25 protein-coding genes are annotated in these 26,068 nt (G+C 64.9%); 11 read left to right on the top strand and 14 right to left on the bottom strand.

Features of this window, described 5'->3' with window-relative positions:
* Positions 1–326: 326 nt before the first annotated feature.
* Positions 327–1,244: a LysR family transcriptional regulator gene (locus IX761_RS20425; RefSeq protein ID WP_194791316.1), complete on the bottom strand. Its 918-nt coding sequence runs from the start codon at positions 1,242–1,244 to the stop codon at positions 327–329.
* Between the two features lie 213 nt (positions 1,245–1,457).
* On the opposite strand from IX761_RS20425, the gene IX761_RS20420 reads away from it, so the two are divergent.
* Complete coding sequence (locus IX761_RS20420; protein WP_194791315.1) at positions 1,458–3,179, top strand: amidohydrolase; 1,722 nt, start codon at positions 1,458–1,460, stop codon at positions 3,177–3,179.
* 7 nt (positions 3,180–3,186) lie between these two features.
* Here the strand turns inward: IX761_RS20420 and IX761_RS20415 are convergent, their stop codons facing one another.
* Positions 3,187–4,062: a LysR family transcriptional regulator gene (locus IX761_RS20415; protein WP_194791314.1), complete on the bottom strand. Its 876-nt coding sequence runs from the start codon at positions 4,060–4,062 to the stop codon at positions 3,187–3,189.
* Positions 4,063–4,283: 221 nt separating this feature from the next.
* Here IX761_RS20415 and argC point away from each other — a divergent pair, with 221 nt between their 5' ends.
* Positions 4,284–5,210 (top strand): N-acetyl-gamma-glutamyl-phosphate reductase, encoded by a 927-nt coding sequence (gene argC / locus IX761_RS20410; protein ID WP_194791313.1) that lies wholly within the window; start codon positions 4,284–4,286, stop codon positions 5,208–5,210.
* Positions 5,211–5,507: 297 nt separating this feature from the next.
* A complete protein-coding gene (locus IX761_RS20405) occupies positions 5,508–6,194 on the top strand; it encodes a GNAT family N-acetyltransferase (RefSeq protein WP_194791312.1) in 687 nt (228 codons plus the stop codon).
* Positions 6,195–6,222: 28 nt separating this feature from the next.
* Here the strand turns inward: IX761_RS20405 and IX761_RS20400 are convergent, their stop codons facing one another.
* The 3 genes from IX761_RS20400 to IX761_RS20390 are packed head-to-tail and all read right to left on the bottom strand — an operon-like array spanning position 6,223 to position 9,449.
* On the bottom strand, positions 6,223–7,758 hold the full coding sequence (locus tag IX761_RS20400; protein WP_194791311.1) for a DHA2 family efflux MFS transporter permease subunit: 1,536 nt from the start codon (positions 7,756–7,758) through the stop codon (positions 6,223–6,225).
* Positions 7,755–8,945, bottom strand: coding sequence for an HlyD family efflux transporter periplasmic adaptor subunit (locus IX761_RS20395; protein ID WP_194791310.1), 1,191 nt, complete (start codon positions 8,943–8,945; stop codon positions 7,755–7,757). The genes IX761_RS20400 and IX761_RS20395 overlap by 4 nt, the downstream gene beginning before the upstream one ends.
* Before the next feature lie 30 nt (positions 8,946–8,975).
* A complete protein-coding gene (locus IX761_RS20390) occupies positions 8,976–9,449 on the bottom strand; it encodes a MarR family winged helix-turn-helix transcriptional regulator (protein WP_194791309.1) in 474 nt (157 codons plus the stop codon).
* Positions 9,450–9,673: 224 nt separating this feature from the next.
* On the opposite strand from IX761_RS20390, the gene IX761_RS20385 reads away from it, so the two are divergent.
* Positions 9,674–10,564: a universal stress protein gene (locus IX761_RS20385; RefSeq protein WP_194791308.1), complete on the top strand. Its 891-nt coding sequence runs from the start codon at positions 9,674–9,676 to the stop codon at positions 10,562–10,564.
* A 15-nt stretch (positions 10,565–10,579) separates the two neighbouring features.
* On the opposite strand, the gene IX761_RS20380 is transcribed toward IX761_RS20385, so the two are convergent.
* From IX761_RS20380 to IX761_RS20355, 6 genes are all read right to left on the bottom strand, one after another.
* On the bottom strand, positions 10,580–11,101 hold the full coding sequence (locus IX761_RS20380) for an acyloxyacyl hydrolase (protein ID WP_194791307.1): 522 nt from the start codon (positions 11,099–11,101) through the stop codon (positions 10,580–10,582).
* Between the two features lie 213 nt (positions 11,102–11,314).
* Entirely contained in the window at positions 11,315–12,037 is a 723-nt protein-coding gene (locus IX761_RS20375) for a phytanoyl-CoA dioxygenase family protein (protein WP_194791338.1), read from the bottom strand.
* 30 nt (positions 12,038–12,067) lie between these two features.
* On the bottom strand, positions 12,068–12,511 hold the full coding sequence (locus IX761_RS20370; RefSeq protein WP_194791306.1) for a carboxypeptidase regulatory-like domain-containing protein: 444 nt from the start codon (positions 12,509–12,511) through the stop codon (positions 12,068–12,070).
* A gap of 333 nt (positions 12,512–12,844) precedes the next feature.
* A complete protein-coding gene (locus tag IX761_RS20365; RefSeq protein ID WP_194791305.1) occupies positions 12,845–13,258 on the bottom strand; it encodes a hypothetical protein in 414 nt (137 codons plus the stop codon).
* Positions 13,242–14,612, bottom strand: coding sequence for a PAAR domain-containing protein (locus IX761_RS20360; RefSeq protein ID WP_194791304.1), 1,371 nt, complete (start codon positions 14,610–14,612; stop codon positions 13,242–13,244). Before IX761_RS20360 ends, IX761_RS20365 begins: the two co-directional genes overlap by 17 nt.
* An 881-nt stretch (positions 14,613–15,493) precedes the next feature.
* On the bottom strand, positions 15,494–16,723 hold the full coding sequence (locus IX761_RS20355; RefSeq protein ID WP_194791303.1) for an acyl-CoA dehydrogenase: 1,230 nt from the start codon (positions 16,721–16,723) through the stop codon (positions 15,494–15,496).
* A 139-nt stretch (positions 16,724–16,862) separates the two neighbouring features.
* Here IX761_RS20355 and IX761_RS20350 point away from each other — a divergent pair, with 139 nt between their 5' ends.
* The 3 genes from IX761_RS20350 to IX761_RS20340 all read left to right on the top strand — a co-directional run bounded on the left by IX761_RS20350 (position 16,863) and on the right by IX761_RS20340 (position 19,673).
* A complete protein-coding gene (locus tag IX761_RS20350) occupies positions 16,863–17,789 on the top strand; it encodes a LysR family transcriptional regulator (RefSeq protein ID WP_194791302.1) in 927 nt (308 codons plus the stop codon).
* A gap of 141 nt (positions 17,790–17,930) precedes the next feature.
* Positions 17,931–18,239: a YecR family lipoprotein gene (gene yecR, locus IX761_RS20345; RefSeq protein WP_194791301.1), complete on the top strand. Its 309-nt coding sequence runs from the start codon at positions 17,931–17,933 to the stop codon at positions 18,237–18,239.
* Between the two features lie 276 nt (positions 18,240–18,515).
* Positions 18,516–19,673, top strand: a complete 1,158-nt coding sequence (locus IX761_RS20340) for a cysteine desulfurase family protein (RefSeq protein ID WP_194791300.1) — start codon at positions 18,516–18,518, stop codon at positions 19,671–19,673.
* Between the two features lie 27 nt (positions 19,674–19,700).
* Here IX761_RS20340 and IX761_RS20335 read toward each other — a convergent pair whose 3' ends face one another.
* On the bottom strand, positions 19,701–20,045 hold the full coding sequence (locus IX761_RS20335) for a DUF1801 domain-containing protein (RefSeq protein ID WP_194791337.1): 345 nt from the start codon (positions 20,043–20,045) through the stop codon (positions 19,701–19,703).
* Positions 20,046–20,442: 397 nt separating this feature from the next.
* Positions 20,443–21,096, bottom strand: coding sequence for an oxygen-insensitive NAD(P)H nitroreductase (nfsB, locus tag IX761_RS20330; protein WP_194791299.1), 654 nt, complete (start codon positions 21,094–21,096; stop codon positions 20,443–20,445).
* A gap of 103 nt (positions 21,097–21,199) precedes the next feature.
* On the opposite strand from nfsB, the gene IX761_RS20325 reads away from it, so the two are divergent.
* Positions 21,200–22,120, top strand: a complete 921-nt coding sequence (locus IX761_RS20325) for a LysR family transcriptional regulator (protein WP_194791298.1) — start codon at positions 21,200–21,202, stop codon at positions 22,118–22,120.
* Between the two features lie 34 nt (positions 22,121–22,154).
* Positions 22,155–22,769 carry a LysE family translocator gene (locus IX761_RS20320; RefSeq protein ID WP_194791297.1) on the top strand — a complete coding sequence of 205 codons (615 nt, stop codon included), beginning with the start codon at positions 22,155–22,157 and terminating at the stop codon, positions 22,767–22,769.
* Positions 22,770–22,937: 168 nt separating this feature from the next.
* On the opposite strand, the gene dgt is transcribed toward IX761_RS20320, so the two are convergent.
* Positions 22,938–24,146, bottom strand: coding sequence for a dGTP triphosphohydrolase (gene dgt / locus IX761_RS20315; RefSeq protein WP_194791296.1), 1,209 nt, complete (start codon positions 24,144–24,146; stop codon positions 22,938–22,940).
* A gap of 181 nt (positions 24,147–24,327) precedes the next feature.
* Between dgt and IX761_RS20310 the strand changes: the two genes are divergently transcribed.
* Both IX761_RS20310 and IX761_RS20305 read left to right on the top strand, forming a co-directional pair.
* Positions 24,328–24,807, top strand: a complete 480-nt coding sequence (locus IX761_RS20310) for a hypothetical protein (RefSeq protein ID WP_194791295.1) — start codon at positions 24,328–24,330, stop codon at positions 24,805–24,807.
* A gap of 481 nt (positions 24,808–25,288) precedes the next feature.
* Positions 25,289–26,065, top strand: coding sequence for a ParA family protein (locus IX761_RS20305; protein WP_194791294.1), 777 nt, complete (start codon positions 25,289–25,291; stop codon positions 26,063–26,065).
* The last annotated feature ends 3 nt before the right edge of the window (positions 26,066–26,068 follow it).

The following is a 26,068-nucleotide window of genomic DNA, read 5'->3' as shown; positions in this document are numbered from 1 at the left end:
ACCGATGGGCCATGGATGGCCCTTCGGTGCGTACTCCCGGGAGCAAGACCGGAGTGAGGGAACCCCGGAGCGCAGCGCAGGGGCCGTATGAATGGAGCGAGCATTTTTTGGTTACTTTTTGATGCTTCAAAAAGTGACCCGCCGTAAGGGCGGAAAGGTGAATAAAAGTCACCAAAGCAAATGGATATTCACACAACTTTAAAACCACTAGCCAATTAACTAATTAACCAATCAACCAATCAACCAATTAACCAACGACAATATCAGCCACCACCCAAAACGGCTCGAATCATTATCGCGCACAACCCAGCCCCACCCAGAACTATTCACCCCACCAGCCCCTTCTCCCGCAAGTACCCATGCAGCAAGGTAATAAAGGCCTGCACCTTGCGCGTGTTACGCCGATGCGGCAGGTACAGCACATGCACCCAAGGCCCAAAGGCACTCAAGGCACGCCAATACTCAGGCATCACCTCCACCAACTCACCCGAAGCCAGGTAGGGCCTGGCACACCAGGTCGGCACGAACTGCAGCCCCTGGCCATCCAACAGACAAGCCAGCAAAAAGTCGAAGCTGTCGCTCACCAACCGCGGCGTAGGTTGGCGCACACGCAGGGTCTCGCCGCCGTGCTCGACCCACCAGAAGCTACGGTTGAGCAGAGGGTGACGCAGCAGCAACCAATCGTGCTGAGCGTAATTGTCCAGGGTGATGACATCGCCCCGGCTGGCCAGATAAACGGGGCTGGCACATAGGGTCACACGGTTCTCCAGCAACGGCTGGGCGATCAGCTCGGGCTGGTCGGTGGGACCATCGCGCAGCGACAAGTCGTAGCCACCATCGATCAGGTCATCGTTGGCGTCGTTGAAATCGACCTCCAATCGCACCTGCGGATGTTCGCGCATGAAACGGCAGCACACCTGGTTCAGGAACGCCGGGCCGAACGACGGTGGCGCGGTGATGCGCAAGGTGCCACGCAAGGCATGTTGCAGTTGCTCCACCTCCTCAGTGACCAACTGCAGATGCATCAGCGCCTGACGCGCGCCCTCCAGGTACAGCAAGCCCGCCTCGGTGAGGGCCATGCGCCGGGTGGTGCGCTCGAACAGACGCACGCCAAGCTCGGCCTCCAGGTGGGCGACCGCCTTGGTGATGGCCGACGGCGTCTTGCCCAGGTGCTCGGCGGCGCGGCTGAAACTGCCGTGCTCGGCGGCGGCGACGAAGATCGTCAGGGCCGTCATTTTGTCCATGGTTGCTTCCTGTCGGGCACAGATGAAAGCGCCATTGAGGCGACATTGCAGGCGAATTTGAATAGGCAACGCGTGCCACGATGCTTGCATGGCGGCAATCATAGGCCAGCCATTGTTTCCCAACAGCGAAAAAAGTTGTGCCCAAGGACGCGTTTAACCGCCTCTGCGCCCTCGCTACGCTGCCCCTTCATCACAACAACAACGAGGTTTTCGATGAAGCGGCTCCTCAACATCGCCCTTGGCGTCGGCCTGGCCTGCTCCGCCCTGCCCGGCCTGGCCGCCGTGGACCTGATCCTGTACAACGCCAAGGTCTACACCGCCGAGCCCGGCCAGCCGCTGCAACAGGCGGTAGCGGTCGCAGGCGACAAGATCGTCGCGGTAGGCGCCGACCAGGCGGTGTTGCGCCTGAAGGCCAACGGTACGCAGGTCATCGACCTCGACGGCAAGGTGCTGATGCCAGGTATGCTCGACTCCCACGCCCACGCCATCAAGGGCGGCCTGCAACTGAAACTGGCAGACCTTGCCGGTGAACAGCTCCCCCTCGACACCCTGGAGCAACGCCTGCGCCAGTGGCGCGCCGACGGCAAGGCCCGACGCGGCGAGTTCCTCAGCGTCGGCGGCCTGCCGCCCAGCTACTGGGACGACATCGCGGCGCTGGAGCAGCGCTTCAACCATGGCGAATGGGCCAACCAGCCACTCCTGCTCGCCGCCAACGACATGCACACCGGCTGGGCCAACCAGGCCATGCTCCGCCGTGCCGGGGTGGATGCGGCGAAGATCGCCGCGCTGCCAAGCGAGGCCCGCAACACCATCGGCCAGCACCCGGACGGCAGCCCAAACGGTTTCCTCGTCGATGCCGGCCTGTACCCGGTCACCGACCTGCTGCCGGCGCTGAGCCAGGACACCCTGGTCAGCGCCGGGCGCATGGCCCTCGACTACTACAAGCAACTGGGCATCACCGGCTGGATGGACCCACTGGCCAACGAACTACCCGGCGCCGATGTGAACAACCGCTCGCTCGGCGTGCTGCCGGTGTACAAGGCGCTGGCCGAAAACGGCGAACTCAACGCCCACGTCGCGGCCCTGCTGATGGCCGACGCCAAGGCCCGCCCTGCCGACCTCGATGAGCTGGACAAGGTCCGCCAGCAGTTCCTCGGCCTGCCCAACCTGACCCTGCCAGGCATCAAGGTGTTCGCCGACGGTGTCGCCGAGGCCCCGGCGCAGAGCGCGGCGCTGCTCGAACCCTACCGCAACACCGGGCACCGCGGTGAACTGCTGCTGGACCCGGCACACTTCGGCGAGCTGGTCAGCGCCGCCGATGCCCGTGGCTGGCTGGTGCATGTGCATGCCATCGGCGACCGTGCGGTACGCGAGGCCCTCAATGGCATCGAACAGGCCCGGCGTGAACGCGACAGTGGCATCCCTCACTCGATTACCCACCTGCAGCTGGTCAGCCCCAAGGAGTACGCGCGCTTCAAGAAGCTCGACGTGATCGCCTCGATGCAGCTGTACTGGGCCAGCGCCGATGACGCCAACCTAGAACTGGTCAAGCCCTATGTCAGCGCCATGGCCTTCCTGCACACCTTCCCGGCCCACTCTCTGCTGCGCAACGGCGCGACCATCGCCGGTGCCAGCGACTGGCCGATCAGCACACCCGAACCCTGGAAAGCCATCTACCAGGCCATCACCCGCAAGGGACCCAATGGCGTACTCAATGCCGACGAAGCCATCGACCGCCAGGCCATGTTCCAGGCCTACACCCTCAATGCCGCCAGGGCCATGCGCCTGGAACATCAGGTCGGCTCGCTCAAGGTCGGCAAGCAGGCCGACATGATCGTGCTCGACCGTGATGTGCTGACGGTCTCCCCCGAAGCACTGCGCGACACCCAGGTGCTACAGACCTGGTTTGCCGGGAAACGGATCTACCGGCGCTGAGCCTGGGTCAGATCCGGCGTAGCGCATCCAGCACATGCCCGGTGGCGCGTTCAGGCTCGTCCTCACGGCAGGCGATGCCCAGCTGGCGCCACAACCCCGGCCGCAGCGGGCGCCTGACGATCCGCGGATCGTGCTGCGGCCCCTCGCCCTCCTGCGGCAACAAGGTCGCCCCGTAGCCCGCCCCCACCAGGCTCTTGATCGCATCGTTGAAATTCAGCTCGATGCGCGGCTCGGGGTACAGCCCGGCGTTGGCGAACCACTCCGAGGTGACGCGTGAAAGCTGGGTAGTGCTGTCATTGAGGATCAACGCCCGCCCGGCCAGCCAGGCCGGGGTGACCCGCGCTGGCGGACGCCAATCGGCGGGTACGTAGGCCATGATCGGGTCACGCCGCCAGGGCGTCAGTTTCAGCCCCTTGCCTGCCACTTGTGGCAGCGCCACCAGACCGATATCGAGGGTGCCTTCGCGCAGCCGCGTCAGCGAAGCCTGCGAGGTGAGCACCTGGACGTGCACGTCGATACCGGGGTGCTCCACCCGCAACGCTTCCAACGCCTGTGGCAGCAAATGGGCGATGGCCCCCGTCGAAGCACCGAGGCGCACCCGCCCGGTCAACCCTTGTACCTGGCGGCGCACCTCGTCCAGCGCCTGGTCGGCATCGGCCAGCAGCCGGCGGGCACGGGCCAGCAAGGTTTCGCCAATGGCGGTCGGGCGCACCTGGCCACGGGTACGGGTGAGCAAGGGGGCGCCGATGCGCGCCTCCAGTTCGGCCACGTGCAGGCTGATGGTCGGCGGTGCCAGATTGAGCTGGCGGGCGGCTTCGGCGAACGAGCCGTGTTCGACGATGACCACCAGGGTGCGCAGGCGGTCGAGGCTGATTTCGCGCATGGAACTCCCGAACAAGCTGAACAGTTGCCGTGGCAGCGGGCTTGCCCGGCGATGACGCTCGCCTGATGCAATCGCGGGGCAAGCCGCTCCCACAGGGTGAAGGTTGAATCTATCGCTCGATCATTCAGATTTAATGAATCTTGCGATCATGATATTCAAATTTTCTTTGGCAAAGCCATCAGCGAGGATAGGCCCACTCTTCTTGCAACCGGACACTTCACATGCACCAGCCACTGGTTTTCATCGACGGCGATCAAGGCACCACCGGCCTTCAGATCCATGCACGCCTGCACGGCCGCCAGGACCTGCGCCTGCTCACCCTGCCCGCTGCCGAGCGCAAAAACCCGGCGCGCCGGGCCGAGGCCATCAACAGCGCCGACATCGCCCTGCTGTGCCTGCCCGATGACGCCGCCCGCGAGGCCGTGGCGACGATCCACAACCCGGCGGTGCGGGTGATCGACGCCAGCTCCGCGCACCGCACCACCCCAGGCTGGGTCTATGGGCTGCCGGAGCTGGACGAACAGCAGGCCGAGCGCATCGCCCGCAGCACCCGGGTGAGCAACCCAGGCTGCTACCCCACCGGCGCCATCGCCCTGCTGCATCCGCTGGTCAAGGCCGGTTTGTTGCCGGCCGACTACCCCTTGAGCATCCATGCCATTTCCGGGTATTCCGGCGGCGGCCGGGCGGCGGTGGAACGCCACGAACAACCTGGCGAAGATTATCTGCCGACGCTTCAGCTCTATGGCCTGGAACTGGCGCACAAGCATGTGCCGGAAATCCAGCAGCACGCAGGCCTGGGCGCCCGGCCGGTGTTCGTGCCGGGCTATGGCGCCTACCGCCAGGGCATCGTGCTGAGCATCCCGCTGCAACTGCGGCTGCTGCCCGGTGTGCGCGCCGAACAGCTGCAAGCCTGCCTGGAGCAGCACTACCAGGGGGCACGCCATGTGAAGGTGATGCCGCTGCACCAGGCGGGCGCGGCGCCGGCGCTGGACCCGCAGGCCTTGAACGACAGCAACGACCTGCGCCTGGCGCTGTTCGCCAACCCCGAGCACGGCCAGGTGTTGCTGACGGCGGTATTCGACAACCTTGGCAAGGGTGCCTCGGGGGCGGCTGTGCAGAACCTCGACCTGCTGCTGGCCGCGCTGTAGGTCAATTGGCAAGGCTGCGCCTTGCACGTCACCTGTAGGAGCGGCCTTGCCGGGGCGCCGGACCGGCCGGAATGGGCCGCAGAGCGGCCCCGGCGATCTTGGGCGTACTCGAGATCCTGGGGGCGCTGCGCCCCCCTTTCGCGACACAAGGCCGCTCCTACAGAAGCCTGCGCAAGGCAGTTGCTCCCTTCCTGAACGTGACACGCTCAAGGCCTGCGCTGTACCTGTGGGAGCCGGCTTGCCGGCGATCGGGTAGAATGAGCGCCCCGTCTCGTTCCCCTCGGAGCCCTGCCCGCGATGTTCATCCTCCGCCGCCTCGACGGCGTGCCGCCTGAGTCCTTCCAGAACCAGATCCGCCAGTTGGTGATCGACCATGTCGGCCAGCTCAGCAGCGTCGCCATCAGCGCGGACAACCCGCTCTACCCGCTGTACCAATACGGCGTGGGTCTGGAGGTGCACCAGTACCTGATGGCCCTGGACGGCACCCGTGGCCTGGCCGTGGAACTGACCCTGGCACTGGATGCCGACGCACCGGACCAACTGCTGGGCTTCGCCCTGGCACTGCCGGCCCAGGATGATGCGCAGGCCTGCAGCCTGGCGTTCCTCGCCGTGCATCAAGCGCACCGCCGGCAGGGTATTGCCCGGGCATTGCTAGGTGACCTGCGCGGCCGCTACGCCTGCGTCGAGCTGAGCGCATTCGCCGAGCAGGTGCCGTGGTTCGAGGGCATGGGGCTGCAAGTGGTGGCCAGCGCCGGGCCGCAGGTGCTGATGAGCAGCACCGGGCGCGCCAGCGGGGCATTGATCGGGCGGCTGGATATCGCGCCGATCTACCAGACCGTCGAAGTCCGGCAGATCCACGCCTACCTGCTCAAACAGCAGGGCGAAGAGGTGATGATCGAGGCGGAGCGGCTGCGCGATGAGCGGCTGGACGAGCTGACGGCGCACGCCAAGGCGTGTGTAAAGCAGCGGCTGACGCGGCACTGATCGGGCGCCGGCCGCTGCAACGCCTTGCTCAGTGCCCTGCCGACGCAGGCCCCGCCTTGGCCGTGAACGGTGGCTTGGCGAACCACACCAGCAAAATCAAGCCGGCAAACACCCAGGTCAGCAGGGTGAAATAGTCCACTGTCGACATCATGTAGGCCTGGCCATTGAGCATCTGCTCCAGCTGCGCGTAGCTCTGCGGGTTGGCGCCACCCAGCTGCTCCAGTGCGTGACGGGTTGCCGGGTCGAAGCTGCTGATGTGCTCGCTCAGGTAGGCATGATGCTGATCGGCGCGCCGGATCCAGATCCAGGTGGTCAGCGACGCGGCGAAGCTGCCGCCCAAGGTACGCAGGAACGTAGCCAGGCCCGAGCCGTCGGCGATCTGCTGGGGGGGCAGGTCCGACAGCAGGATGCTCAGGGTCGGCATGAAGAACAGCGCCACGCCGATGCCCATGAACAGCTGCACCAGGGCGATATGGGTAAAGTCCACCTCATTGGTGAAACCCGCACGCATGTAGCAGCTGGTGCCAATCGCCAGAAAGGCGATGCCCGCCAGCAGGCGCAGGTCGAAACGGTGCGCGTACTTGCCCACGAACGGCGACATGATCACTGGCAGCAGGCCGATCGGCGCCACCGCCAGGCCCGCCCAGGTGGCGGTGTAGCCCATCTGCGTCTGCAACCACTGCGGCAGGATCAGGTTGATACCGAAAAAGCCTGAGTAGCCGCCCACCAGCACGATGGTGCCTACGCGGAAATTGCGGTGCACGAACAGCCGCAGGTTGACTACCGGGTGGCGGTCGGTGAGTTCCCAGATGATGAAGATCGCCAGGAACACCACCGAGATGATCGAGCCGATGACGATGAACGACGACTCGAACCAGTCCAGGTCGTTGCCCTTGTCCAGCACCACCTGTAACGCGCCCACGCCGACGATCAAGGTCAACAGGCCTATATAGTCCATCGGCTGGCGGCTGGTCACCACTGGCCGTGCACGCATCTGCTGACGCACCACGGCGGCGGCGAACAGGCCGATCGGCACGTTGATGAAGAAGATCCATGGCCAGCTGTAGCTGTCGGTGATCCAGCCGCCCAATATCGGCCCGGCGATCGGCGCCACCACCGTGACCATCGCCAGCAAGGCCAGGGCCATGCCCCGCTTCGCCGGCGGATACACCGCAATCAGCAAGGTCTGGGTCATCGGGTACAACGGCCCGGCGACCACCCCCTGCAACACCCGGAAACCCACCAGCTCAGGCATCGACTGGGCCACGCCGCAGAGGAACGAGGCCAGCACGAACAGCAGCGTGGCCCAGATGAACAGCTTCACCTCGCCGAACCGACGGCTCAGCCAGCCGGTGAGCGGCAAGGCGATGGCGTTGCTCACCGCGAACGAGGTGATCACCCAGGTGCCCTGCTCGTAACTGACGCCGAGGTTGCCAGAGATGGTCGGCAGCGCCACGTTGGCGATGGTGGTGTCGAGCACCTGCATGAAGGTCGCCAGCGACAGGCCGATAGTGGTCAGCAGCAGGCTCGGCGGGGTGAACTGTGCGGGGGCCGCCTGGCTCATCGCTGCGCCGTCTTGCCGTTGGCGCTATTGGCGTGGATCAGCCGGGCGATCAGGTCGTCGGCCTCCACCAACTGGCGGTCATACACCTGGGTGGTGTAGCTGGCCTGCTGTGGCGGCTGCTGGGCCAGGGCCGGGCCACTCTGGTCGTGCAGGTCGACTTCGGCGACGGTGGACAAGCCGATGCGCAACGGGTGGTCCTTGAGCTGCTCGGGGCTGAGGTGGATACGCACCGGCACGCGCTGGACGATCTTGATCCAGTTGCCGGTGGCGTTCTGCGCCGGCAACAGGGCGAAGGCGCTACCCGTGCCGGCGCCGAGGCTGTCGACGGTGCCGCTGTACGTCACCTCGCTGCCGTACAGGTCGGCGGTGATCTGCACCGGCTGGCCGATGCGCATGTCGCGCAGCTGGGTTTCCTTGAAGTTGGCGTCGATCCACACCTCGTCCAGCGGGATCACCGCCATGGTCGCGGTGCCCGGCTGCAGGCGCTGGCCCAGCTGCACGGTGCGCTTGGCCACGTAGCCGGTAACCGGCGCCACCAGGGTGGTGCGGGCATGGTCCAGGTACGCCTGGCGCAGGTCGGCGGCGGCCGCCATGACGTCGGGGTGCGAAGACACCACCGTGTCGTCGACCAGCGCGGTGCTGGTGTTGAGCTGCTGGCGCGCGCTGTTGACGGCGGCCTGGGCCACGGTCAGGTCATCGCGCGCATGGGAGATTTCTTCCAGGGCAATGGCGCCGCTGTCGGCCAGCACCTTGCGCCGGTTGTAGTTCTGCTGGGCCTTCTGCAATTCGGCCTGGCGGGTTTGCAGCTGGGCCTTGAGCGCATCGACGTTGCTGTACAGCCCGCGCACCTGGCGCACGCTGCGCGCAAGCTTCGCTTCGGCGGCCTGCAAGGCCACCTCGCTGTCGGCCGGGTCGAATTGCAGCAGCACTTGGCCGGCATGCACCAGGTCGCCGTCGTCGGCGCCGATGCTGGTGACGGTGCCGGTCACCAGCGGGGTGATCTCGACCACATTGCCATTGACGTAGGCGTCGTCGGTGCTTTCGTGCCAGCGCCCGACCAGGCTGTACCAGGCCCACGTGGCGGCCCCGGCGAGGATCAGCAGCAACAGCAGGGCAAGCAGCCAGGCCTTGCGCTTGCGTGTGCTGTCCGGTGCGGCAGGGATGGAGGTGTCAGCGGGAGTGGCCATGACAGTACCTTGGAAAATGCGTGACAGGGATCAACGGTCGCCGAAACGGCGGATCGTCAGGGGGTCGCCGGCGCCGAGCAGGATTTTCGCCAACAGGCCTTCGAGGGTCTTGAGCTCCTCGGGCTGCAACACGCCGACCAGCTCGTTCATCGCCGCCGCGCCCACCTGCGGCAGGCGATCGGCCAGGCGCTGGCCGTCGGCGGTAAGGGCCAGGCGCACCTGGCGGCGGTCATCCGGGCAGCGATTGCGCAGGATCAGGCCCTTCTGCTCGAGGCGGTCGAGCATGCGGGTCATCGAACCGCTGTCCAGGCCCAGGTAGCGGCACAGCTCAGCCGGGGTGTCGACCTGGTACTGGGTGACGATGATCAGCACCTTGAACTGCGCGGCGGTGACACCGTCGGCCTCCAGGTGCCAGTCGAGGATGCGGTCCTTCAACAACGCGGCGCGGCCGAGCAGCATGCCGATGGCGCAGGTCTGGAAATTTTCCGGGGTGAAATGGGACATCGGGGTCTGCTCGGGTAATTGTGTGAAAATATTACTGCCTAGGCAGTGAATGTCAAAGCTTTGATTAGCTGGCTAACTGAAAATTCATGCAGGGTCAGTGCGCTTTGTCGACTTGCCAGACGCGCACCGGCAAGGGTCTAGACTCAATGAACGACGCCCGGCCGCAGCGCACGGCCCGGGGCAACCAGCGTCAAGCGGGGGGCTGCCACACGTGGAGGTGTGCGATGAGCCAGTTCAAGCGATTGTTGGTCATGCTCGGCCCGCAGATGCGCTACAGCCCTGCCCTGCAGCGGGCCGCAGCACTGGCCGAATCCAGCGGCGCGTTGCTGGATATCAATGTGTTCGTCGATGATGTCGACACCTTTGGCCTGATGAGCGACAGCCGCGAGCGCGAACGCCAGCTTGATGACAATCGCCAGTGGCTGGCTGACGCCGCGCAGCAGCTACGCGACAGCGGGCTGGATGTCTCCACCGAACTGCTGCTGACCCGCGACCCGCTGGGCACGGTGCTGGAACAGGTCGAGCGGCTGGAGTGCGACCTGGTGGTCAAGGATGTACAGCACGAGCCGGTGCTCAAGCGCCTGCTGGTGACCCCGCTGGACTGGCAACTGCTCAAGGACAGCCCGGTGGCCGTGCACCTGGTCAGCGACATCCGCCTGCCCCTGCCCCGGCAGATCGCCGCTGCGGTGGACCTCAACAGCCATGGTGCTGGCGAACATCTGGACGAACAGGTGATCCATACCGCCCATGCCCTGGCTCTGCAATGCAATGCCGAGCTGCACCTGCTGCATGTGTGCGACGCCGCCAAGACCCACATCGCCGATTTCGGTGCGGGCACCGTGACCATGCCCGGCTTCGATGGCAGCGTGCGCACCGCCCAGCGCGCGGCGTTCAACCGTCTGGGCGACCATCACCAGATCGATCTGGAACGCCGGCACTTTCTGGAAGGCCCGGCGATCAAGGCGATCGCCCAGTACATCGGCCACAGTCGGGTCGATGTGATCGTCATGGGCAATCATCGCCACGATGCCCTGCAGACCTTCCTGGGCGGCACCACCGCCCATGTACTGGAGCATCCCCTGTGCAACGTGCTGGCGATCAAGGCCGTGCGCTAGGCGGGCGAACCGCGGTCAGAAGGCCTTGCTGTAGAACAGCGAGTACGACTCGATGCCGTCGTTGGGCTGCTTGAGGCCGGCGTTGGAGTAGTGGATGGCGCGAATGCCGATCTTCTGCTCGGCCGGCAGCTTCAGGCCGAAGCCGATGCGGTCCTCGAAGTTGACCGAGGAGCCCAGGCGCTGGTTACCCACATCGGTCTTGGAGAACGCCGCCAGGCCGATGCCGGCCTCGATGTACGGGGTGTAGGTGAAGCCGCTGAACTCATAGACGAACACTGGGCTGACCGACAGCGAATGGGCACCGCTGTAGTCGCCACCTTCCCAGTAGGTGTAGGCCGCATCCCAGTATCCGGTCAGGTGGCCGGTGCTGCTTTGCCACCATTGCTTGTCCCAGTCGAACGACAGGCCGATACGGTAGGTCATGTCGCCCTGGCCGGTGGCGCCCACGGCACCGGTTACCTGCGCGGCCTGGGCCAGGTTGGCCCCGGCGAAAGCCAGCACGACAGCGGCCAGCGAGCTGGCAAGACGGGTTCTCATCGACGACTTCTCCTGATGGTCTTCACGAACAGCCCGCACGTATGGCGCGCGGGCTGTGGCAAGCGGGGGCTATGCCCCTCGTTATGCACCGGCGGCCTGGCACATCCAACCAGGTCACAAGTGGTAATAATTTCTCGATTATCGACCGAACAGTCGGAAAGTTGAAAGTGCTTTGCCACTATTGGCCAGGAGCGCTGTTTTGAACGAGCGAAATCAGTCGTACACCGACTCTTCGTGTTCACCCAGCAACCGACGCTGGCGTGGCGTGGCCGCCGCCAGCACTTCGGGGTTGAAGCGCCAGTGCAGGTACGGCGAGAACTTCTGCGCCACCATGCGCCGGCCATAGTGCACCTGGAGCATGTCGCGCACCTGGCCGTTGCTGTGGTTGGCACCGCCGCCGTGCCAGAGATCGCTACGGAACACCAGGGCATCCCCCGCCTGGCACAGTAGCGGCCACACGCTCTGCCCTTGCCAGCTGTCCTCGCCCGCGCGTGGCGGGCGGCTGGCGCGGTGGCTGCCCGGCACCACGGTGGTCGGCCCCAGCGCCGGGTCGATGTCGCACAGGTACAACTGGGCAGTGAGGATTTGCGCAGGCAGGCTCAACTGCCCGCGCAGTTGCTCTGGCAGTTCCATGGACAGATGATCCAGGTGCAGCGCTATGCCGGGGTAGCCGGGATGGCTGCGCCAGGCGGTCTGCCCGATCACATGGCAATCACTGCCGAGCACGGTCTCCGCCAGCTCGATCAAGGGTGGCAGGTCGAGGAACGGCAGCCACAGCGGATCGCGGTTGAACACGCACTTGTAGTGTTCCAACAAGCCTTGATAGTCCCAATGCAACGGCTGCAAGTCGTCGATGGCGCAGCGCAGCAAGGCGACTTGCAGCGGCTCGAGCACGCCGCGGATCAACACATAACCCTGCTCGTCGAGGGTTTGCAGGCTGTCCACGACATCCCTCCTCTACCAGGCTCAGCGCCAGTTCAGGTCAACCCGCGCCGGGGACTTGCCGTCCACGGTCACCTGCTGCTGCACGGTCTGGCCGTCGGCATTGCCGGTCACGCGGTAATGCCCCGGGGGCAACTGCACGAGGATCAACGGCCCGACATCCTGAAGCGCCAGCACCGGCTGGCCCTGGGCCGACTGGATGTCCAGCGCCGCGCCGCTCTGGAACTTGCCCTCCGGCCCGGTGGACAGGGTGATGTGCAGGTCATAGCCGGGGGTGCGGCGCAAGGCGTTGGCTTCATCCTGGCCGATGCCGCCTTGCAGGTAGCGGATCCCGTTCTGCTGCTGTTCCTGCAACTGCACGGCTTGCGCGTCGATGGGGGCATTGAGGTCGGCGGCTGCCGCCAGTGTCCAGGGCATGGCCAGCGCCACCAGCAGCGCCGCGCAGAGCCCATAGTGATGAGTGCGCATGGTGCGTTCCTCCCTTGGAGGATGGTCTACACAGCGTTTGATGCCCACAGGCACTGGCTGTTCGGCGCCAGCGCAACCGTTGGTCAGTGCTGGCGGTCGTTGCCAGGCAGGGCGGCGTTACCCTCACAGGTACAAATTGCCCGAAACCGATGTGGGAGTGGGCTTGCCGGGGCGCCGGACTGCGTGCAATGCACCACGCGGGTGGCGCTCGATCTTGAGAACGCTGCAAAAAAGCCGGCAAGCACTTGGTGGCGATCACCCGACATCCCGACATGCAACTGCAGGAACCGCGTAAACCTGATTATCCAAAGCCCGCGATATCGCGTTCAGTCTCTATCCAAACGCGGCCTCGGTGCGCTTGAATTTAACGAAAAGAACAATAAATGCTATCCAGCACATACCAATGACCATGCAATACAAGGCAGTTTTCATACGCTTCTTCAAGTAAGCCGGAAATGCTCGATAATCCTCCGGATCCAGCGCCCCCATGCGGATCGATAGTGTTGGCCAAATCAATGCGTCTGTCATTGCGCTGACCGTCATGCAGCGAAACTTCAGGGTGACACTCCCTCCCTTTCTCAGTTCCTCATACAGGCATTGACTGCGTTGCAAGGCCACGCACATCACCTCATAGTGCCGAGAGGCTGCAATATGCACATGGATCGCCATGCCTGCGAACATCACAACAAATGGAATCAACAAAGCGACGATCTTGAAATCTGGCGGCCAGTCACTCAGATCGATCATAAACGCGCTCATATATTCCTTCTCCGAACATTTCGCCACCTTTGCCGATCAGTGTTGCACCCGCATAAGAGCCAGTGCCGACCATCGCTATTCCGCAGACTGCTCGCCCCCAGGGACCGAAGTAGCAAACGTACTTGATTGCCGACTGCCCGGCCAAAGCGCCAGCTGTTCCTCCGGCCAACCCACCCGCAAAGCTGCCTGTCTCAGTGAACCTAATCCGTTTGCACTCTTCGGTCTCCCCCGCCCGGCACGCCTCGTAGATCTTCATGTACGACGAAGTCGCCCCCAACCCCACCGCCACATGCCCGCCGTATTTCAGGTACTTGGTCATCTTCGCCACCTCATCCAGGTGCGTCGCATACCCTGGAATAGCCCCCGGCGCACCGGCCTTCGACCAGTGATGCACCAGGCTCTTGGTCGAGATCCCCAGCCCACGGCGCAGGTCCTCGTGTTGCCCCAGGTTCAGGTACTTGCCGAGAAACGCGCTGCGCAGTTGCGCGTTCAGCTGGCCATACAGCGCCTTGCGCTCGGCGAAAAACTGCGGGCTGTTCAGGTGCCGATGTGCGATGAACTCGCGCTGGTGCAAGCGCTCGATGCCGTTGAGCGTGTCCGTCACCTGCCCCAGCCCTCGCGACAGCATGTCCTTGCCTACCCCCATCGACTGGCTCGCGCCGTTGAGCACGCCGGCGATCTCGGCCATGTGCCGCATCATGAAGTCGGCTTCCTCGGTACTGAGCAGCGCCAGCGACGCCCGGGCACTGCGCGCCGCGGCCATCAGCTCGGCTTCTTCGCGGGTGCAGGCGTAGCTGCGCTCGGGGGCGCCGAGCACGAACAGCTCGCCCGCCTTGAAGCCCAGGTCGAAGGTGGGGTTGAGCCGGCGCACCAGCGACAGCGGCAGGTTGCCCGGCAGCGCAGCCAGCTGTTGCAGCACCTGCTCGCCGGTCATGCTGCGCGGCACGATGTAGAAGCCGGGTTGCAGCGCGGCAGGGGTCGCCACGGCGGCCTGTGGGGAGGGGGCGGCATGCTGGGCAGCCACAGATGAGGATGCAGGAGCATTGGCCGGGGCGGCATCCGACGCTGCGATCAGGCGGTTGCTGCCCAGCGGGCAGCCACAGCGTACGCGGGCGCCATCGACGACGGTGGGCACGCCATCCTGGAGGAAGCGCTGTTCGCCATCGATGAGGGTGCCCACCTGTCCGCACTTCGGGCAGGCGGTGGTCTGGTCGCCTTCGAGCAGCCAGGCGCGGCCATTCACGTTACCCGCTGCGCGGTCACCGATGCAGGTGGCGCCGGTGGTGGTGCGGTCGCCCACCAGGCCTTGGCCCTTGCCGTAGATTACGATGCGATAGGTCATGGGCGCTCACCTGCGGCGATGCCCTTGAAGTGGTTGCTGATCATGCGGCCTTTCCTTGTGCGCAGAAAACGCCGAACGCTAGCAGCTCGATGACGCCTCCGGCGGCGCCGGAAGCAGATCAGGAAACGTCCTACAGCAAAGGCGGAATGCTCACTCGGCCATGGCTTGCCCTGAACAACAAACATCCTCGAGTTGTGATCTGTCAGAAGGATGGAACCACCTTGCGCCGCATTCACACGCCATATGCAGCACCAGCAGCGCCAACGCGATGCCGGGTCGTGCCAACAAGGCGGACGGTGGAGACCTCACAGGCATAATTGGCCCGAAACAAACGTGGGAGCTGCGGTTCGCCGCTGCGACTTGCCAGCGATGCGCCGCGCGGGCGGCGCTCGATCTCAAGAGCGCTGCAAAAACACCGGCAGGCACCTGGTGGCCCTCACTCGATATCCAGACATGCACACCCAGGCCCCCGCGTAATTCTGCTTATCCAAGTCCAGCGGTGTGGCGCCCAGATGCCTGTCTTGGGATCGCATGACGGCCACCAAGTGCCTGCCGACAGGTTCGCAGCGCTCTCAAGATCGAGCGCCGCCCGCGCGGCGCATCGCCGGCAAGCCGGCTCCCACATCTTGCGCGGTCTCTGTAGGAGCGGCCTTGCCGGGGCGCCGGACCGGTCGGAAAGGGCCGCAGAGCGGCCCCGGCGATCTTGGGCGTACCCGAGATCCTGGGGGCGCTGCGCACCCCGTTCGCGACACAAGGCCGCTCCTACAAGATCCTGCGCAAGACAGTTGCTCCCACATCTGTTTCGGGCCAGTTTTGCCTGTGAGGTCTTCACTGTCCGCCTTGTTGGTACGACGCGGTTTCTGCATGGACGCTAGCGCCATTCAATGCCCGCTGCGCAACATCTCCCTGGGCACATACTTGCCTATCTCATACTTGCCAATGGCCGCCCGGTGCACCTCGTCCGGGCCGTCGGCCAGGCGCAGGGTGCGCTGCATCGCGTACATATAAGCCAGCGGGAAATCGCCGCTCACGCCCGCGCCACCGTGGATCTGGATCGCCCGGTCGATCACCTTCAGCGCCACGTTCGGCGCCACCACCTTGATCTGCGCGATCTCGCTGCGCGCCACCTTGTTACCCACGGTGTCCATCATGTACGCGGCCTTGAGCGTCAGCAGCCGGGCCATGTCGATCTCCATGCGCGAATCGGCGATCTTGTCGACGTTGCCACCCAGGCGCGCCAGCGGCCGGCCGAAGGCAGTGCGCTCTACCGAGCGTTTGCACATCAGCTCCAGGGCGCGTTCGGCCATGCCGATCGAGCGCATGCAATGGTGAATGCGGCCAGGGCCAAGGCGGCCCTGGGCGATCTCGAAGCCACGGCCCTCACCGAGGAGCACGTTCTCGTAGGGCACGCGCACATTCTCGAACAGCACCTCGGCATGGCCGTGGGGCGCATCGTCGTAGCCGAACACTGGCAGCGGGCGGACGATCTTCACCCCGGGCGCGTCGGTGGGCACCAGGATCATCGAGTGTTGCTGGTGGCGCTGGCCGTCCGGGTTGGACAGGCCCATGAAGATCATCACCTTGCAGCGCGGGTCGCAGGCACCGGAGGTCCACCACTTGCGGCCGTTGATCACCCACTCGTCGCCATCGCGCACAGCCGTGGCGGCCATGTTGGTGGCGTCCGACGAGGCCACGTCGGGTTCGGTCATGGCGAACGCCGAGCGGATCTCGCCGCGCAGCAGCGGCTCCAGCCACTGGGCCTTCTGTGCCTCGCTGCCGTAACGCACCAGCACTTCCATGTTGCCGGTGTCGGGCGCCGAGCAGTTGAACGGCTCCGGCCCCAGCAGCGAGCGGCCCATGATCTCGGCCAGCGGCGCATATTCAAGGTTGGTCAGCCCCGCGCCGTACTCCGACTCGGGCAGGAACAGGTTCCACAGGCCCTCGGCGCGGGCCTTGGCCTTGAGTTCTTCCATGATCGCGGTGGGCTGCCAGCGGTCGCCCTCGGCAACCTGGCGCTCGAACACCGGCTCGGCCGGGTACACGTATGCGTCCATGAATGCGCTGACACGCTCGCGCAGCGCTTGGACCTTGGGCGAATAGGCGAAATCCATCGGGGCTACCTTCCGTCAATGAAGAACATGGGCAGAGCCTAGAACAGCCGCCCTTCATCCACCTAGTCTATTTTCTACGTGTATAAACATTCATAACCGATATATGATCGGCCAATAACTCCAACAAAGAGCGGCGCCCATGAACCTCAGCAAGGTCGACCTCAACCTGTTCATCGTCTTCGACGCCATCTACACCGAAGCCAACCTGACCCGCGCCGGGCAGATCGTCGGCATCACCCAGCCGGCAGTGTCCAACGCCCTGTCGCGCCTGCGCGAAACCTTCAACGACCCGCTGTTCGTGCGCACCGCGCAAGGCATGGTGCCCACGCCCATGGCGCAGAACATCATCGGCCCGGTGCGCAACGCCCTGTCGCTGCTGCGCACCTCGGTGCAGGAAAGCCGCATCTTCAACCCGCTGCAGGCCAGCAAGACCTTCCGCATCAGCATGACCGACCTCACCGAGGCGGTGATCCTGCCGCCGCTGTTCCAGCGCCTGCGCCGCCTGGCTCCGGCACTGGTGATCGAGAGCTTCCCGTGCAAGCGCCGCGAGACCACCAAGGAGCTGGCCGCCGGGCGCCTGGATTTCGCCGTCGACGCGCCGCTGAACACCGACCCGCAGGTGCGCCACGTCAAGCTGATGCAAGACCGCTACGTCTGCGCCATGCGCCCCGGCCACCCGCTGGCCGACAGCAAGCTCACCCTCGACAGCTACCTGGGCATGACCCATATCCATATCTCCAGCCGCCGCAACGGCCTGGGCTATGTCGACCTGGCCCTGGGCAAGATGGGCGTGCAGCGCCGCGTGGCGCTGCGCTCGCAGCATTACCTGATGGCCTCGCTGGTGCTGCAGCAGACCGACATGGTGATGACCGTGCCCGAGCGCTTCGCCCGTCGCCACCAGTTGCCGCACCAGCCGCTGCCAGTGGAGGTCCCGGCCCTGGAAACCCACTTGTACTGGCACGAGAGCACCGACCAGGACCCGGCCAACCGCTGGATGCGCGAGCAGATCATCGAGCTGTGCGAACGGGTGGTGGTGCAAGAACAACAAGCCCTGGAAAGTGCATGATGCCAGCGCGCCATTAGCACACCCGTGCTATCGGCCGGCGTCGGGTCCCGTGCTACCGTCGACAGCGTTCTCCTCAAGTAAAAACAGGCTCCGCACCGCCACCTCCAGCGGCTGCGGGGCCCTGCAAAGGACCCTGCCGACATGAAGACTACCCTCGCCACCCTCACCCTCGCCGCCCTGTTCCTGACCGGCTGCGCCACCCCCAAGCAGTGGGAGGCCACCGGCGGCAGCAAGAATGATGGCGTGGTCCAGACCTCCTATGAACTCGGCCAGTTCGAAAGCGGCCAGACCGACGCCGGCCAGGGCCTGGCCGTCGCCACCGCACGCTGCAAGACCTGGGGCTACAAGGGCGCCGAGATCACCGGCAGCGAAAAGAACATCTGCCGCACCATGGGCCAATACAACTGCCTGCAAACCACCATCACCCAGGATTACCTCTGCCAGAAGTAACCCTTCCTCGCGCCCGGGCCGGCAATGGGCGTGGTCGGCTTTGCCGGGATGTGCCTGATGGCGCTGGTGATGGTGGGCAAACCAGCGCCCTGGCAATGGTTCTGACACTCACGTCACCAGCTGGAGAAAATTTTTCTCCAGCCCAGCACAAATAGAGAATTAACAAACAAAAGACATTAAAGCGCTGGGACAGAAGGAAAAACCTTCATTCCCCAGGCCCCGTAACATGCCGTTCATGGATGCCGACTGGCGGCGTCCCGCACGGACAAGCCCACGATGACCCACGCCACGCCCCTCTACTTCGATTACGCCGCCACCACCCCCGTCGACGACCGGGTCATCGAGGCCATGCTCGGTTGCCTGGGGCGCGCGGCCACGTTCGGCAACCCCGCCTCCAGCGGCCACTTCCACGGCCAGGCTGCCCGCCAGGTGGTGGACCACGCCCGACGCCAGGTGGCCGAGCGCATCGGCGCGCACCCAGACGACGTGGTCTGGACCTCCGGCGCCACCGAGTCCAACAACCTCGCGCTCAAGGGCATCGCCCAAGCGTTCGAACAGCCCGGCCACCTGGTCACCAGCCAACTCGAGCACAAGGCGGTGCTGGACACCGTGGCAGAACTGGAGCGCCAAGGTTGGGCGGTGACCCGCCTGGCCCCCGATGCCAACGGCCTGATCCAACCCGAAACCGTGCGCGCAGCACTGCGCACGGACACCCGCCTGGTGTCGCTGATGGCGGTGAACAACGAACTCGGCACCCTCACCGACTTCGCCGCCATCGGCGCCCTGGTGCGCGCGCACGGCGCCCTGCTGCACGTGGACGCCGCCCAGGCGGTGGGCAAGGTGCGCATCGACCTGGCCGCCCAGGCGGTCGACCTGATGTCGTTCTCAGCGCACAAGGTGTATGGCCCCAAGGGCATCGGCGCGCTGTACGTCGGCCCCCGCGCCCGCAACGGCCTGCGCGCGCAGATGCACGGTGGTGGCCATGAGCGCGGCTTGCGCTCCGGCACCCTGGCCACCCACCAGATCGTTGGTATGGGCAGTGCCTTCGAGCTCGCCGGCCAACCAGGCGATGCCGAACACCAGCGCCTGGAGCAGCTCGCCCGACGCCTGCGCGACGGCCTGCTGGCGCTGCCTGGGGTGTCGCTCAATGGCTGTGCGGCACAGCGCATTCCCCACACCCTCAACCTGCGAATCGAGGCCAGCGGCTTCAACAGCCGTCTGCTGGCCAGCGAGCTGGCGCTGTCCACCACTTCGGCGTGTAATTCGGCGAGCAATGCGGCCTCCCACGTGCTGCTGGCGCTCGGGCTGAGCGAGCAACAGGCGCGAAACAGCGTGCGCCTGAGCATTGGCCGCTACACCAGTGAGGCAGAGGTGGAAAAGGCGATCGAGGTGTTCACGCGGGTAATCGGCGCCGCAGCCGCTGCACTCTGGTAGTAGACGTTCACGCTGCGCGGTAAAGCCTCAGCCCAGGTTGAACACCACCGTCGCCCGTATCAGCGCGATGAAGGCCCGCTCATTGAGCCGGTCGCCTTCGAACAGGTCGATGGCACGCCGCTTGCCGCCATCGAGGCTGGCGTTGAACAGCCCGGCCGGGTCGTCCAGGTGCGCGCCATTGAGGAAGGTCAGCTTGAGCTTGTCCTTGTAGCATTCCCCGGTGCAGATGATGCCGGCATGGCACCACACCGGCGTACCCAGCCACTTGATTTCTTCGCGCACCACCGGGTCGGCCTTGCGGATCAGGGCGCGTATGTGGGCCAGACGGCGCCCGCGCCAGTCGGTCAGGGCGGCGATACGGGCATCGATCATCTGCGAGGCGGTGGGGTTCGGCACGGCAATATCCTTCTGCAATGAAGGCGTGAGTATTGACCACGCCCTGCCTGTCAGTCAGCCCGTTGGCGGACGCTTTCAGAACCGTCTTGCAGAAGAACAGCTGCCGATATGTAGGACGTCTCTGAACTTGAAACCAATCATGTCAGGCCAAACAGCTTGGGAAGTTTCCTGCGGTCTCGTAGGAATAGCAGCATTGGCGGGGAAACAGCACGGGAACTAACTTCGCCTGGTCAGGTGATGTACATCGTCCTGGCATGGCGGCCCTGCGCGGGCAGGTACTCACTGACCGGTTTTATCGTGGCCGGATCAACACCCCGCGCAAGGCTGCCCCTGGGGATGGGCAGGCGGATCCCCCAGGGGCGAGGTGATGCGCTTACAGGAAGGTGAACACCTCGGCCGCTGGCAGGCGCGACTTGCCCAGCCCGGCGTTGAAGTCCTCTTCACTGTGGTAGCCCAGGCTCAGCACCACCACGCTGGTGTAGCCGCGCTCGCGCAGGCCCAGTTCAGCATCCATCACCTTGGGGTCGAAACCTTCGATCGGCGTGGCGTCCAGACCATACGCCGCGGCCCCCAGCAGCGCGGTGCCCAAAGCCAGGTAGGTCTGCTTCTCCATCCAGTGCTGCAAGTCCTTGTTGTCGTGACGGTGCAGGTTGACGTAGAAGCGCCGGCTCTGGTCCTGGCCCGCCTTGGCCTCGTCACTGCGGAAACGACCGTCCTTGCCTTCCTGCTCCAGCACCGCGTGCAGGTGCGCCTCGGTCATGTCGGTGCGGGTGGCGAACACGATCACGTGGGACGCATTGAGGATCTTCGCTGTGTTGTAGGTGAAGCCCACCTCGGTGCTCTTGGCCAGGCGCGCCTTGCCTTCGGCGGTGTCGGCGACGATGAAGTGCCAGGGCTGCGAGTTGACCGACGAAGGGCTGTGGCGCAGCTGTTCGAGCAACGCGTCGATGGTGGCCTGGGGGATGCGACGGCTGGCATCGTAGGCTTTGGTGGTGTAGCGGCGCTTGGCCAGGGCAACGGTGTCCATCAGCGGTGACTCCTTGGATGATCGGGATTGAGGCGCATCTTATCTTCGCCACCGCAAAGAAAAACCAGCACAATGCAGCAACACTTTCATCCCTGGAGTGAAAATGCTGCGCCTCGCCGACCTCGAACTGTTCACCCGCGCCGCTGCGCTGGGCAGCTTCACCGCCGCCGCCCACGAGGCCGACCTGCTGCCCGGCCAGGTGGCCGCGGCGATCAAGCGCCTGGAGCGCGAACTCGACGTGCGCCTGTTCGCCCGTACCACCCGCAGCCTGCGCCTGACCGCCGAGGGCGAGCTGTACCTGCCCACCGCGCAACGCGTGCTCGACACCCTGCGCCAGGGCCGCGAAGACTTGCACGGTGACCACAGCAGCCTGCGCGGTGTATTGCAGGTGGCGGCGCCCTCGGACCTGGGGCGCAACCTGCTGCGCCCGTGGTTGAGCGCGTTCCGCCGCGAGCACCCCGGCCTGAGCCTGCGTTTCCTGCTCTCCGACCAGATGGCCGACCTGTACCGCGACCCGGTGGATGTCGCCATCCGCTACGGCCTCAACGAAGACGCCAACTACATCGCCCTGCCCCTGGCCCCCTGGAACCGTCGGGTGGTGGTCGCCGCCCCCGACTACCTGGCCCGCCACGGCCGGCCGCTAACGCCCGAAGCACTGCAGCAGCACGACTGCCTGCTGTACTCGCAGCAAAGCCGGGTGTACGACAAATGGCGCCTGGGCAACCGCACCGTGCAGGTACGCGGCCCGCTGTTCAGCGACGACGCCGACGTGGTACGGCGCTGGGCCCTGGAAGGCGAAGGCATCGTCTACAAGTCATGGCTGGACGTCAGCGCCGACATCGCCGCCGGTGCCCTGGAGATCGTGCTGCCCGAATACCCCGGCGAATCCACCCCGGTCACGTTGGTGTGCCCGCACCGCAAGCAGCTCACCCCGGCGGTGGCGCAGTTGCATGGCTGGCTGCGCGAACGCTTCGACGCGTTGCGCCCGGAGGGCGTGTTGCAGCCCGTCGGCCCCGGCGTATAGTGGCGTTTCCCCCGACTGCAAGGAGCTGTCATTCATGCCTAGCCTGGAGTTTCTGATCACCGCCCTGATCATCGTGCTGATCCCCGGCAGCGGGGTCATCCTCACCGTCTCCAGCGCATTGGTTGCCGGGCGCCGTGCCTGCCTGTGGACCGCGCTGGGCTGCACCCTGGGCATCGTCCCGCACCTGCTGGCCTCGGTGCTCGGCCTGTCGGCACTGCTGCACGCCAGCGCCCTGGCGTTCCAGGGCCTGAAGTTCGCCGGGGTGGCCTACCTGCTGTACCTGGCCTATGCCACCTGGCGTGATCGCGCAGCCTTCGCCGTGGACGAAAAAGCCCCGCCAGCCGCCGCCAGCCAGCGGGTGCTCAAGGCCTGCCTGCTGAACATCCTCAACCCCAAGCTGACGCTGTTCTTCCTCGCCTTCCTGCCGCAGTTCATCGCCCCGCAGGCAGGCTCGGCCACCGTGCAGATGCTCGGCCTGAGCGCAGTGTTCATGCTGATGACCTTCATCGTCTTCGTGCTCTACGGCCTGCTCGCCCACCTGTTCCGTCGCGCGGTGATCGACTCGCCCAAGGTTCAGGCCTGGTTGCGCCGGGGCTTTGCCGCCTCGTTCGCCGGGCTGGGTATCAACCTGGCGTTCGCTCAGCGCTAAGGACTGCACAATCGTTCTAAACACCCGCGCCTGCCACTGAGCGCCCAGGTGGCTCGCGATTACCTGCACGCGCACGTCGACCAGGACATCGGCCTGGGCCTGGGCGAGTTGCTGCTGGTGACAGCCTGGTCGGCGCTGCTGGTGTAACGCCCGCTTGGCCAGGAGCGCTCAGCCAAAGTAGTAACGATCAAGGCTGCCCTTGCCGAAGTAACGCTCGTACTCCTGGATGGCATACAGGTCCATCATCCCGGCGATGTAGTCGGTCACCAGGCGTTGCTGGCAGTCATTGATCGACCGTAGCTCCGGCGGCAGGAGCATGTTGCCCTTGTTGTACTGCGGGTCGCTGTAGACTTCGAACAACTTCCTGATGACCTGCTCGCCCTTCTTTTCGTACAACTGCACGTCCTTCTTGCGCAGGATTGCCTTGAACAGCAGTTTTTTCAGGCCCTCGGCCAACTTGGCGTGCGCCTTGTAACCCAGCTTGCCGTCGACCAAGCCGATATCGGAACACAGAATGTGCACGATCTTGGAGGTCAGCTCCTTCTTCAGCACCATGGCGTACTCTTCCGAAGTGCCTAACCGTTTGGCCTGCATGGCATCGGCCTGAACCTCCTTGGCCAAGGTCTCGATGACCGGGTAGGCCTCGCTGAAGCGCGCGCTGATCTTGAACTCGTGGAGGATCTCGCCAAGGCTGATCAGGCCAAAACTCAAGGCATCCTCAAGGTCGTGGGCGGCATAGGCAATCTCGTCGGCCAGGTCCATGATTTCGGCGTCGATGCTCTTGCTGATGTGCAGTTCCTTCTTGTCCAGCTCGGCGCTGAGGAACGCGTGGTCATCGTCGTAGAGGAATTTCTTCGGATTGTTCTGGCGCAGGTGGAAATACTTGGTCACCGCCATCAGCGTGCGTACGTTCAGGTTCAGCCCGTCGTAGGCATGGTGCTTGCGCTCAAGCGTGCGCAGGATGCGAAACGCCTGGGCGTTGCCCTCATAGCCGCCACACCCGCCGCACAGCTCGTTTAGCACGGTTTCGCCATGGTGGCCGAACGGCGGGTTGCCAATGTCGTGGGCCAGCGCGGCCGCCTCGACGACTACGGTTTCCCTCATGTTCAGGTCACTGGCAATGGAGCGGGCGATCTGTGCCACCTCAAGGCTATGGGTCAGGCGATTACGATTGAAGCGCCCCGCGTCGATACCCAGCAACTGCATCTTGCCTTGCAAGCGGCGGAACGAGGAGGAGTACAAGATCCGTGCATAGTCCCGCATCAGTGCCTGACGCCCCATGGAGCGCCCATGGTCCACCGCGTGGACACGGTACTCCAGGACTGCGGCCTGCGCTTCCTGCTCCTTGGCATACTCGATCACTTCGTTGTCGTACATGGCCTTGTCCTGTCATGCATTGGTGGGATTGGTGAGTCGGCAGGACATAACTAGATGACGGTACAAGCGCCGTCAAACAACGTCATGTTTGACCCAGGCCTTGATCAGGCCATTTGCCACGCACAGGCGCCAAGCGCATGCAGTACACTCGCCAGCCTGACCGTGCCCAAGGCCCCACCCCATGCCCCGTTTGCCGAACCTGCTGCTCCCCTTCCTGCTGCTCGCCGCCCTCGCCGCCTGCGACCAAAAGCCCAGCCGCGAAGAACAGATCCTCGCCAACCTGCCTTTGCAGGAGGCCTACGAGCACAACATCGGGCGCATGGCGCAGTTGCTGGCCATGACCCACCCGCAAGTGCCCGAAGAACAGATCAAGACGGTGCTGCGCAAGCACCTCACCGTCGAGGACCAGCGCCAGGACCTGTTCAAGCTCTACAGCGAGCAGCACTTCAGCGACGCCGAGTTCGACACCATCGTCGCCGCCACCCGCGACCCGGCCAAGGCCAAGGCGCTGGGCGAGACCGAGGAAGGCAAGCGCCTGAGTGAGAAACTCACCGGTTTCATGCGCGAAAGCGCCCGCGACCCGCAGGTGCAGGCGGTGGCCGAAGAACGGATGCAGCAGGTCGAGAAGGAGCTGCGAGGTCTGCAACAGGCCGCCCCGTGATGCCATGTCATGCCAGCAAGGCGGACGGCGGTGACCTCACAGGCAAAACTGGCCCGAAACAGATGTGGGAGCCGGCTTGCCGGCGATGCGCCGCGCGGGCGGCGCTCGATCTCAAGAACGCTGCAAGAGCACCGGCTAGCACCTGGTGGCCCTCAAGCGATACCCAGACATGCACCCGCAGGCCAGCGCGCAATACTGCTTATCCAAGTCCAGCGGTGTGACACCCATGCGCCTGTCTTTAGATCGCATGAGGGCCACCAAGTGCCTGCCGACAGCTTTGCAGCGCCCTCAAGATCGAGCGCCGCCCGCGCGGCGCATCGCCGGCAAGCCGGCTCCCACATCTGTTTCGGGCCAGCGATGCCTGTGAGATCACCCCTGTCCGCCAACAAGGCCTACATGTAACAAACCTTGTCTTAAAATTGTCATGTTGCGGTCATAGGATTGACCCAAACCTGACATTTTCCTCAAGGATGACCCAGCCATGCGTCGCGTCGTGTTCAACCAGAAAGGCGGAGTCGGCAAGTCCAGCATCGCCTGCAACCTCGCCGCCGCCAGTGCCGCCGAGGGCTATCGCACGCTGCTGGTGGACCTCGACCCGCAGGCCAACGCCACCTTCTACCTCACCGGGCTCACCGGCGATGCAATCCCGTCGGGCATCGCCGACTTCTTCCGCCAGACCCTCGCCCCCGCCCCGGCCACCGGCAAGCAGCACCGGGTGGCGATCACCGAAACCCGCTACGCCAACCTGCACCTGGTCACCGCCAGCCACGACCTTGCCGACCTGCAAGGCAAGCTGGAGAGCAAGTTCAAGATCAACAAACTGCGCAAGCTGCTGGTGGCGCTGTCGGCGGACTACGAGCGCATCTACATCGACACCCCGCCAGCGCTGAACTTCTACACGTTCAGCGCCCTGGTGGCGGCCGAGCGGCTGCTGATCCCCTACGACTGCGACAGCTTCTCGCGCCAGGCGCTGCTCAGCGTGATGGCCGAGGTCGAGGAACTGCGCCAGGACCATAACCCGGCGTTGCAGGTGGAAGGCGTGGTGGTCAACCAGTTCGCCAACCGCACCGCCCTGCACCAGACCCTGGTCGAGCAGTTGCGCAGTGAAGGGCTGCCGGTGCTGCCGGTGTACCTGAGCAGCTCGATCAAGATGCGCGAGTCCCACGAAGCCGCAGTGCCGCTGGTGCACCTGGCACCCCGGCACCGCCTGGCGCAGGAATTCGTCGAGCTGCTCGACGTGCTGGAGCGGGCCGCCTGAGGC

Origin of the sequence: Pseudomonas sp. UFMG81 (assembly GCF_015354575.1) — a bacterium.
GTDB lineage: Bacteria > Pseudomonadota > Gammaproteobacteria > Pseudomonadales > Pseudomonadaceae > Aquipseudomonas.
Note: the sequence above shows the minus strand (reverse complement) of the source record. Positions and strands in the feature narration are given on the sequence as shown.

What these genes read in the sequence shown, in the direction of transcription:
- IX761_RS20425 (WP_194791316.1), bottom strand. Translation starts at nt 1,244, where the DNA reads ATGGACAAAATGACGGCCCTGACGATCTTCGTCGCCGCCGCCGAGCAC.
- IX761_RS20420 (WP_194791315.1), top strand. Translation starts at nt 1,458, where the DNA reads ATGAAGCGGCTCCTCAACATCGCCCTTGGCGTCGGCCTGGCCTGCTCC.
- IX761_RS20415 (WP_194791314.1), bottom strand. Translation starts at nt 4,062, where the DNA reads ATGCGCGAAATCAGCCTCGACCGCCTGCGCACCCTGGTGGTCATCGTC.
- argC (WP_194791313.1), top strand. Translation starts at nt 4,284, where the DNA reads ATGCACCAGCCACTGGTTTTCATCGACGGCGATCAAGGCACCACCGGC.
- IX761_RS20405 (WP_194791312.1), top strand. Translation starts at nt 5,508, where the DNA reads ATGTTCATCCTCCGCCGCCTCGACGGCGTGCCGCCTGAGTCCTTCCAG.
- IX761_RS20400 (WP_194791311.1), bottom strand. Translation starts at nt 7,758, where the DNA reads ATGAGCCAGGCGGCCCCCGCACAGTTCACCCCGCCGAGCCTGCTGCTG.
- IX761_RS20395 (WP_194791310.1), bottom strand. Translation starts at nt 8,945, where the DNA reads ATGGCCACTCCCGCTGACACCTCCATCCCTGCCGCACCGGACAGCACA.
- IX761_RS20390 (WP_194791309.1), bottom strand. Translation starts at nt 9,449, where the DNA reads ATGTCCCATTTCACCCCGGAAAATTTCCAGACCTGCGCCATCGGCATG.
- IX761_RS20385 (WP_194791308.1), top strand. Translation starts at nt 9,674, where the DNA reads ATGAGCCAGTTCAAGCGATTGTTGGTCATGCTCGGCCCGCAGATGCGC.
- IX761_RS20380 (WP_194791307.1), bottom strand. Translation starts at nt 11,101, where the DNA reads ATGAGAACCCGTCTTGCCAGCTCGCTGGCCGCTGTCGTGCTGGCTTTC.
- IX761_RS20370 (WP_194791306.1), bottom strand. Translation starts at nt 12,511, where the DNA reads ATGCGCACTCATCACTATGGGCTCTGCGCGGCGCTGCTGGTGGCGCTG.
- IX761_RS20365 (WP_194791305.1), bottom strand. Translation starts at nt 13,258, where the DNA reads ATGATCGATCTGAGTGACTGGCCGCCAGATTTCAAGATCGTCGCTTTG.
- IX761_RS20360 (WP_194791304.1), bottom strand. Translation starts at nt 14,612, where the DNA reads ATGACCTATCGCATCGTAATCTACGGCAAGGGCCAAGGCCTGGTGGGC.
- IX761_RS20355 (WP_194791303.1), bottom strand. Translation starts at nt 16,723, where the DNA reads ATGGATTTCGCCTATTCGCCCAAGGTCCAAGCGCTGCGCGAGCGTGTC.
- IX761_RS20350 (WP_194791302.1), top strand. Translation starts at nt 16,863, where the DNA reads ATGAACCTCAGCAAGGTCGACCTCAACCTGTTCATCGTCTTCGACGCC.
- yecR (WP_194791301.1), top strand. Translation starts at nt 17,931, where the DNA reads ATGAAGACTACCCTCGCCACCCTCACCCTCGCCGCCCTGTTCCTGACC.
- IX761_RS20340 (WP_194791300.1), top strand. Translation starts at nt 18,516, where the DNA reads ATGACCCACGCCACGCCCCTCTACTTCGATTACGCCGCCACCACCCCC.
- IX761_RS20335 (WP_194791337.1), bottom strand. Translation starts at nt 20,045, where the DNA reads ATGATCGATGCCCGTATCGCCGCCCTGACCGACTGGCGCGGGCGCCGT.
- nfsB (WP_194791299.1), bottom strand. Translation starts at nt 21,096, where the DNA reads ATGGACACCGTTGCCCTGGCCAAGCGCCGCTACACCACCAAAGCCTAC.
- IX761_RS20325 (WP_194791298.1), top strand. Translation starts at nt 21,200, where the DNA reads ATGCTGCGCCTCGCCGACCTCGAACTGTTCACCCGCGCCGCTGCGCTG.
- IX761_RS20320 (WP_194791297.1), top strand. Translation starts at nt 22,155, where the DNA reads ATGCCTAGCCTGGAGTTTCTGATCACCGCCCTGATCATCGTGCTGATC.
- dgt (WP_194791296.1), bottom strand. Translation starts at nt 24,146, where the DNA reads ATGTACGACAACGAAGTGATCGAGTATGCCAAGGAGCAGGAAGCGCAG.
- IX761_RS20310 (WP_194791295.1), top strand. Translation starts at nt 24,328, where the DNA reads ATGCCCCGTTTGCCGAACCTGCTGCTCCCCTTCCTGCTGCTCGCCGCC.
- IX761_RS20305 (WP_194791294.1), top strand. Translation starts at nt 25,289, where the DNA reads ATGCGTCGCGTCGTGTTCAACCAGAAAGGCGGAGTCGGCAAGTCCAGC.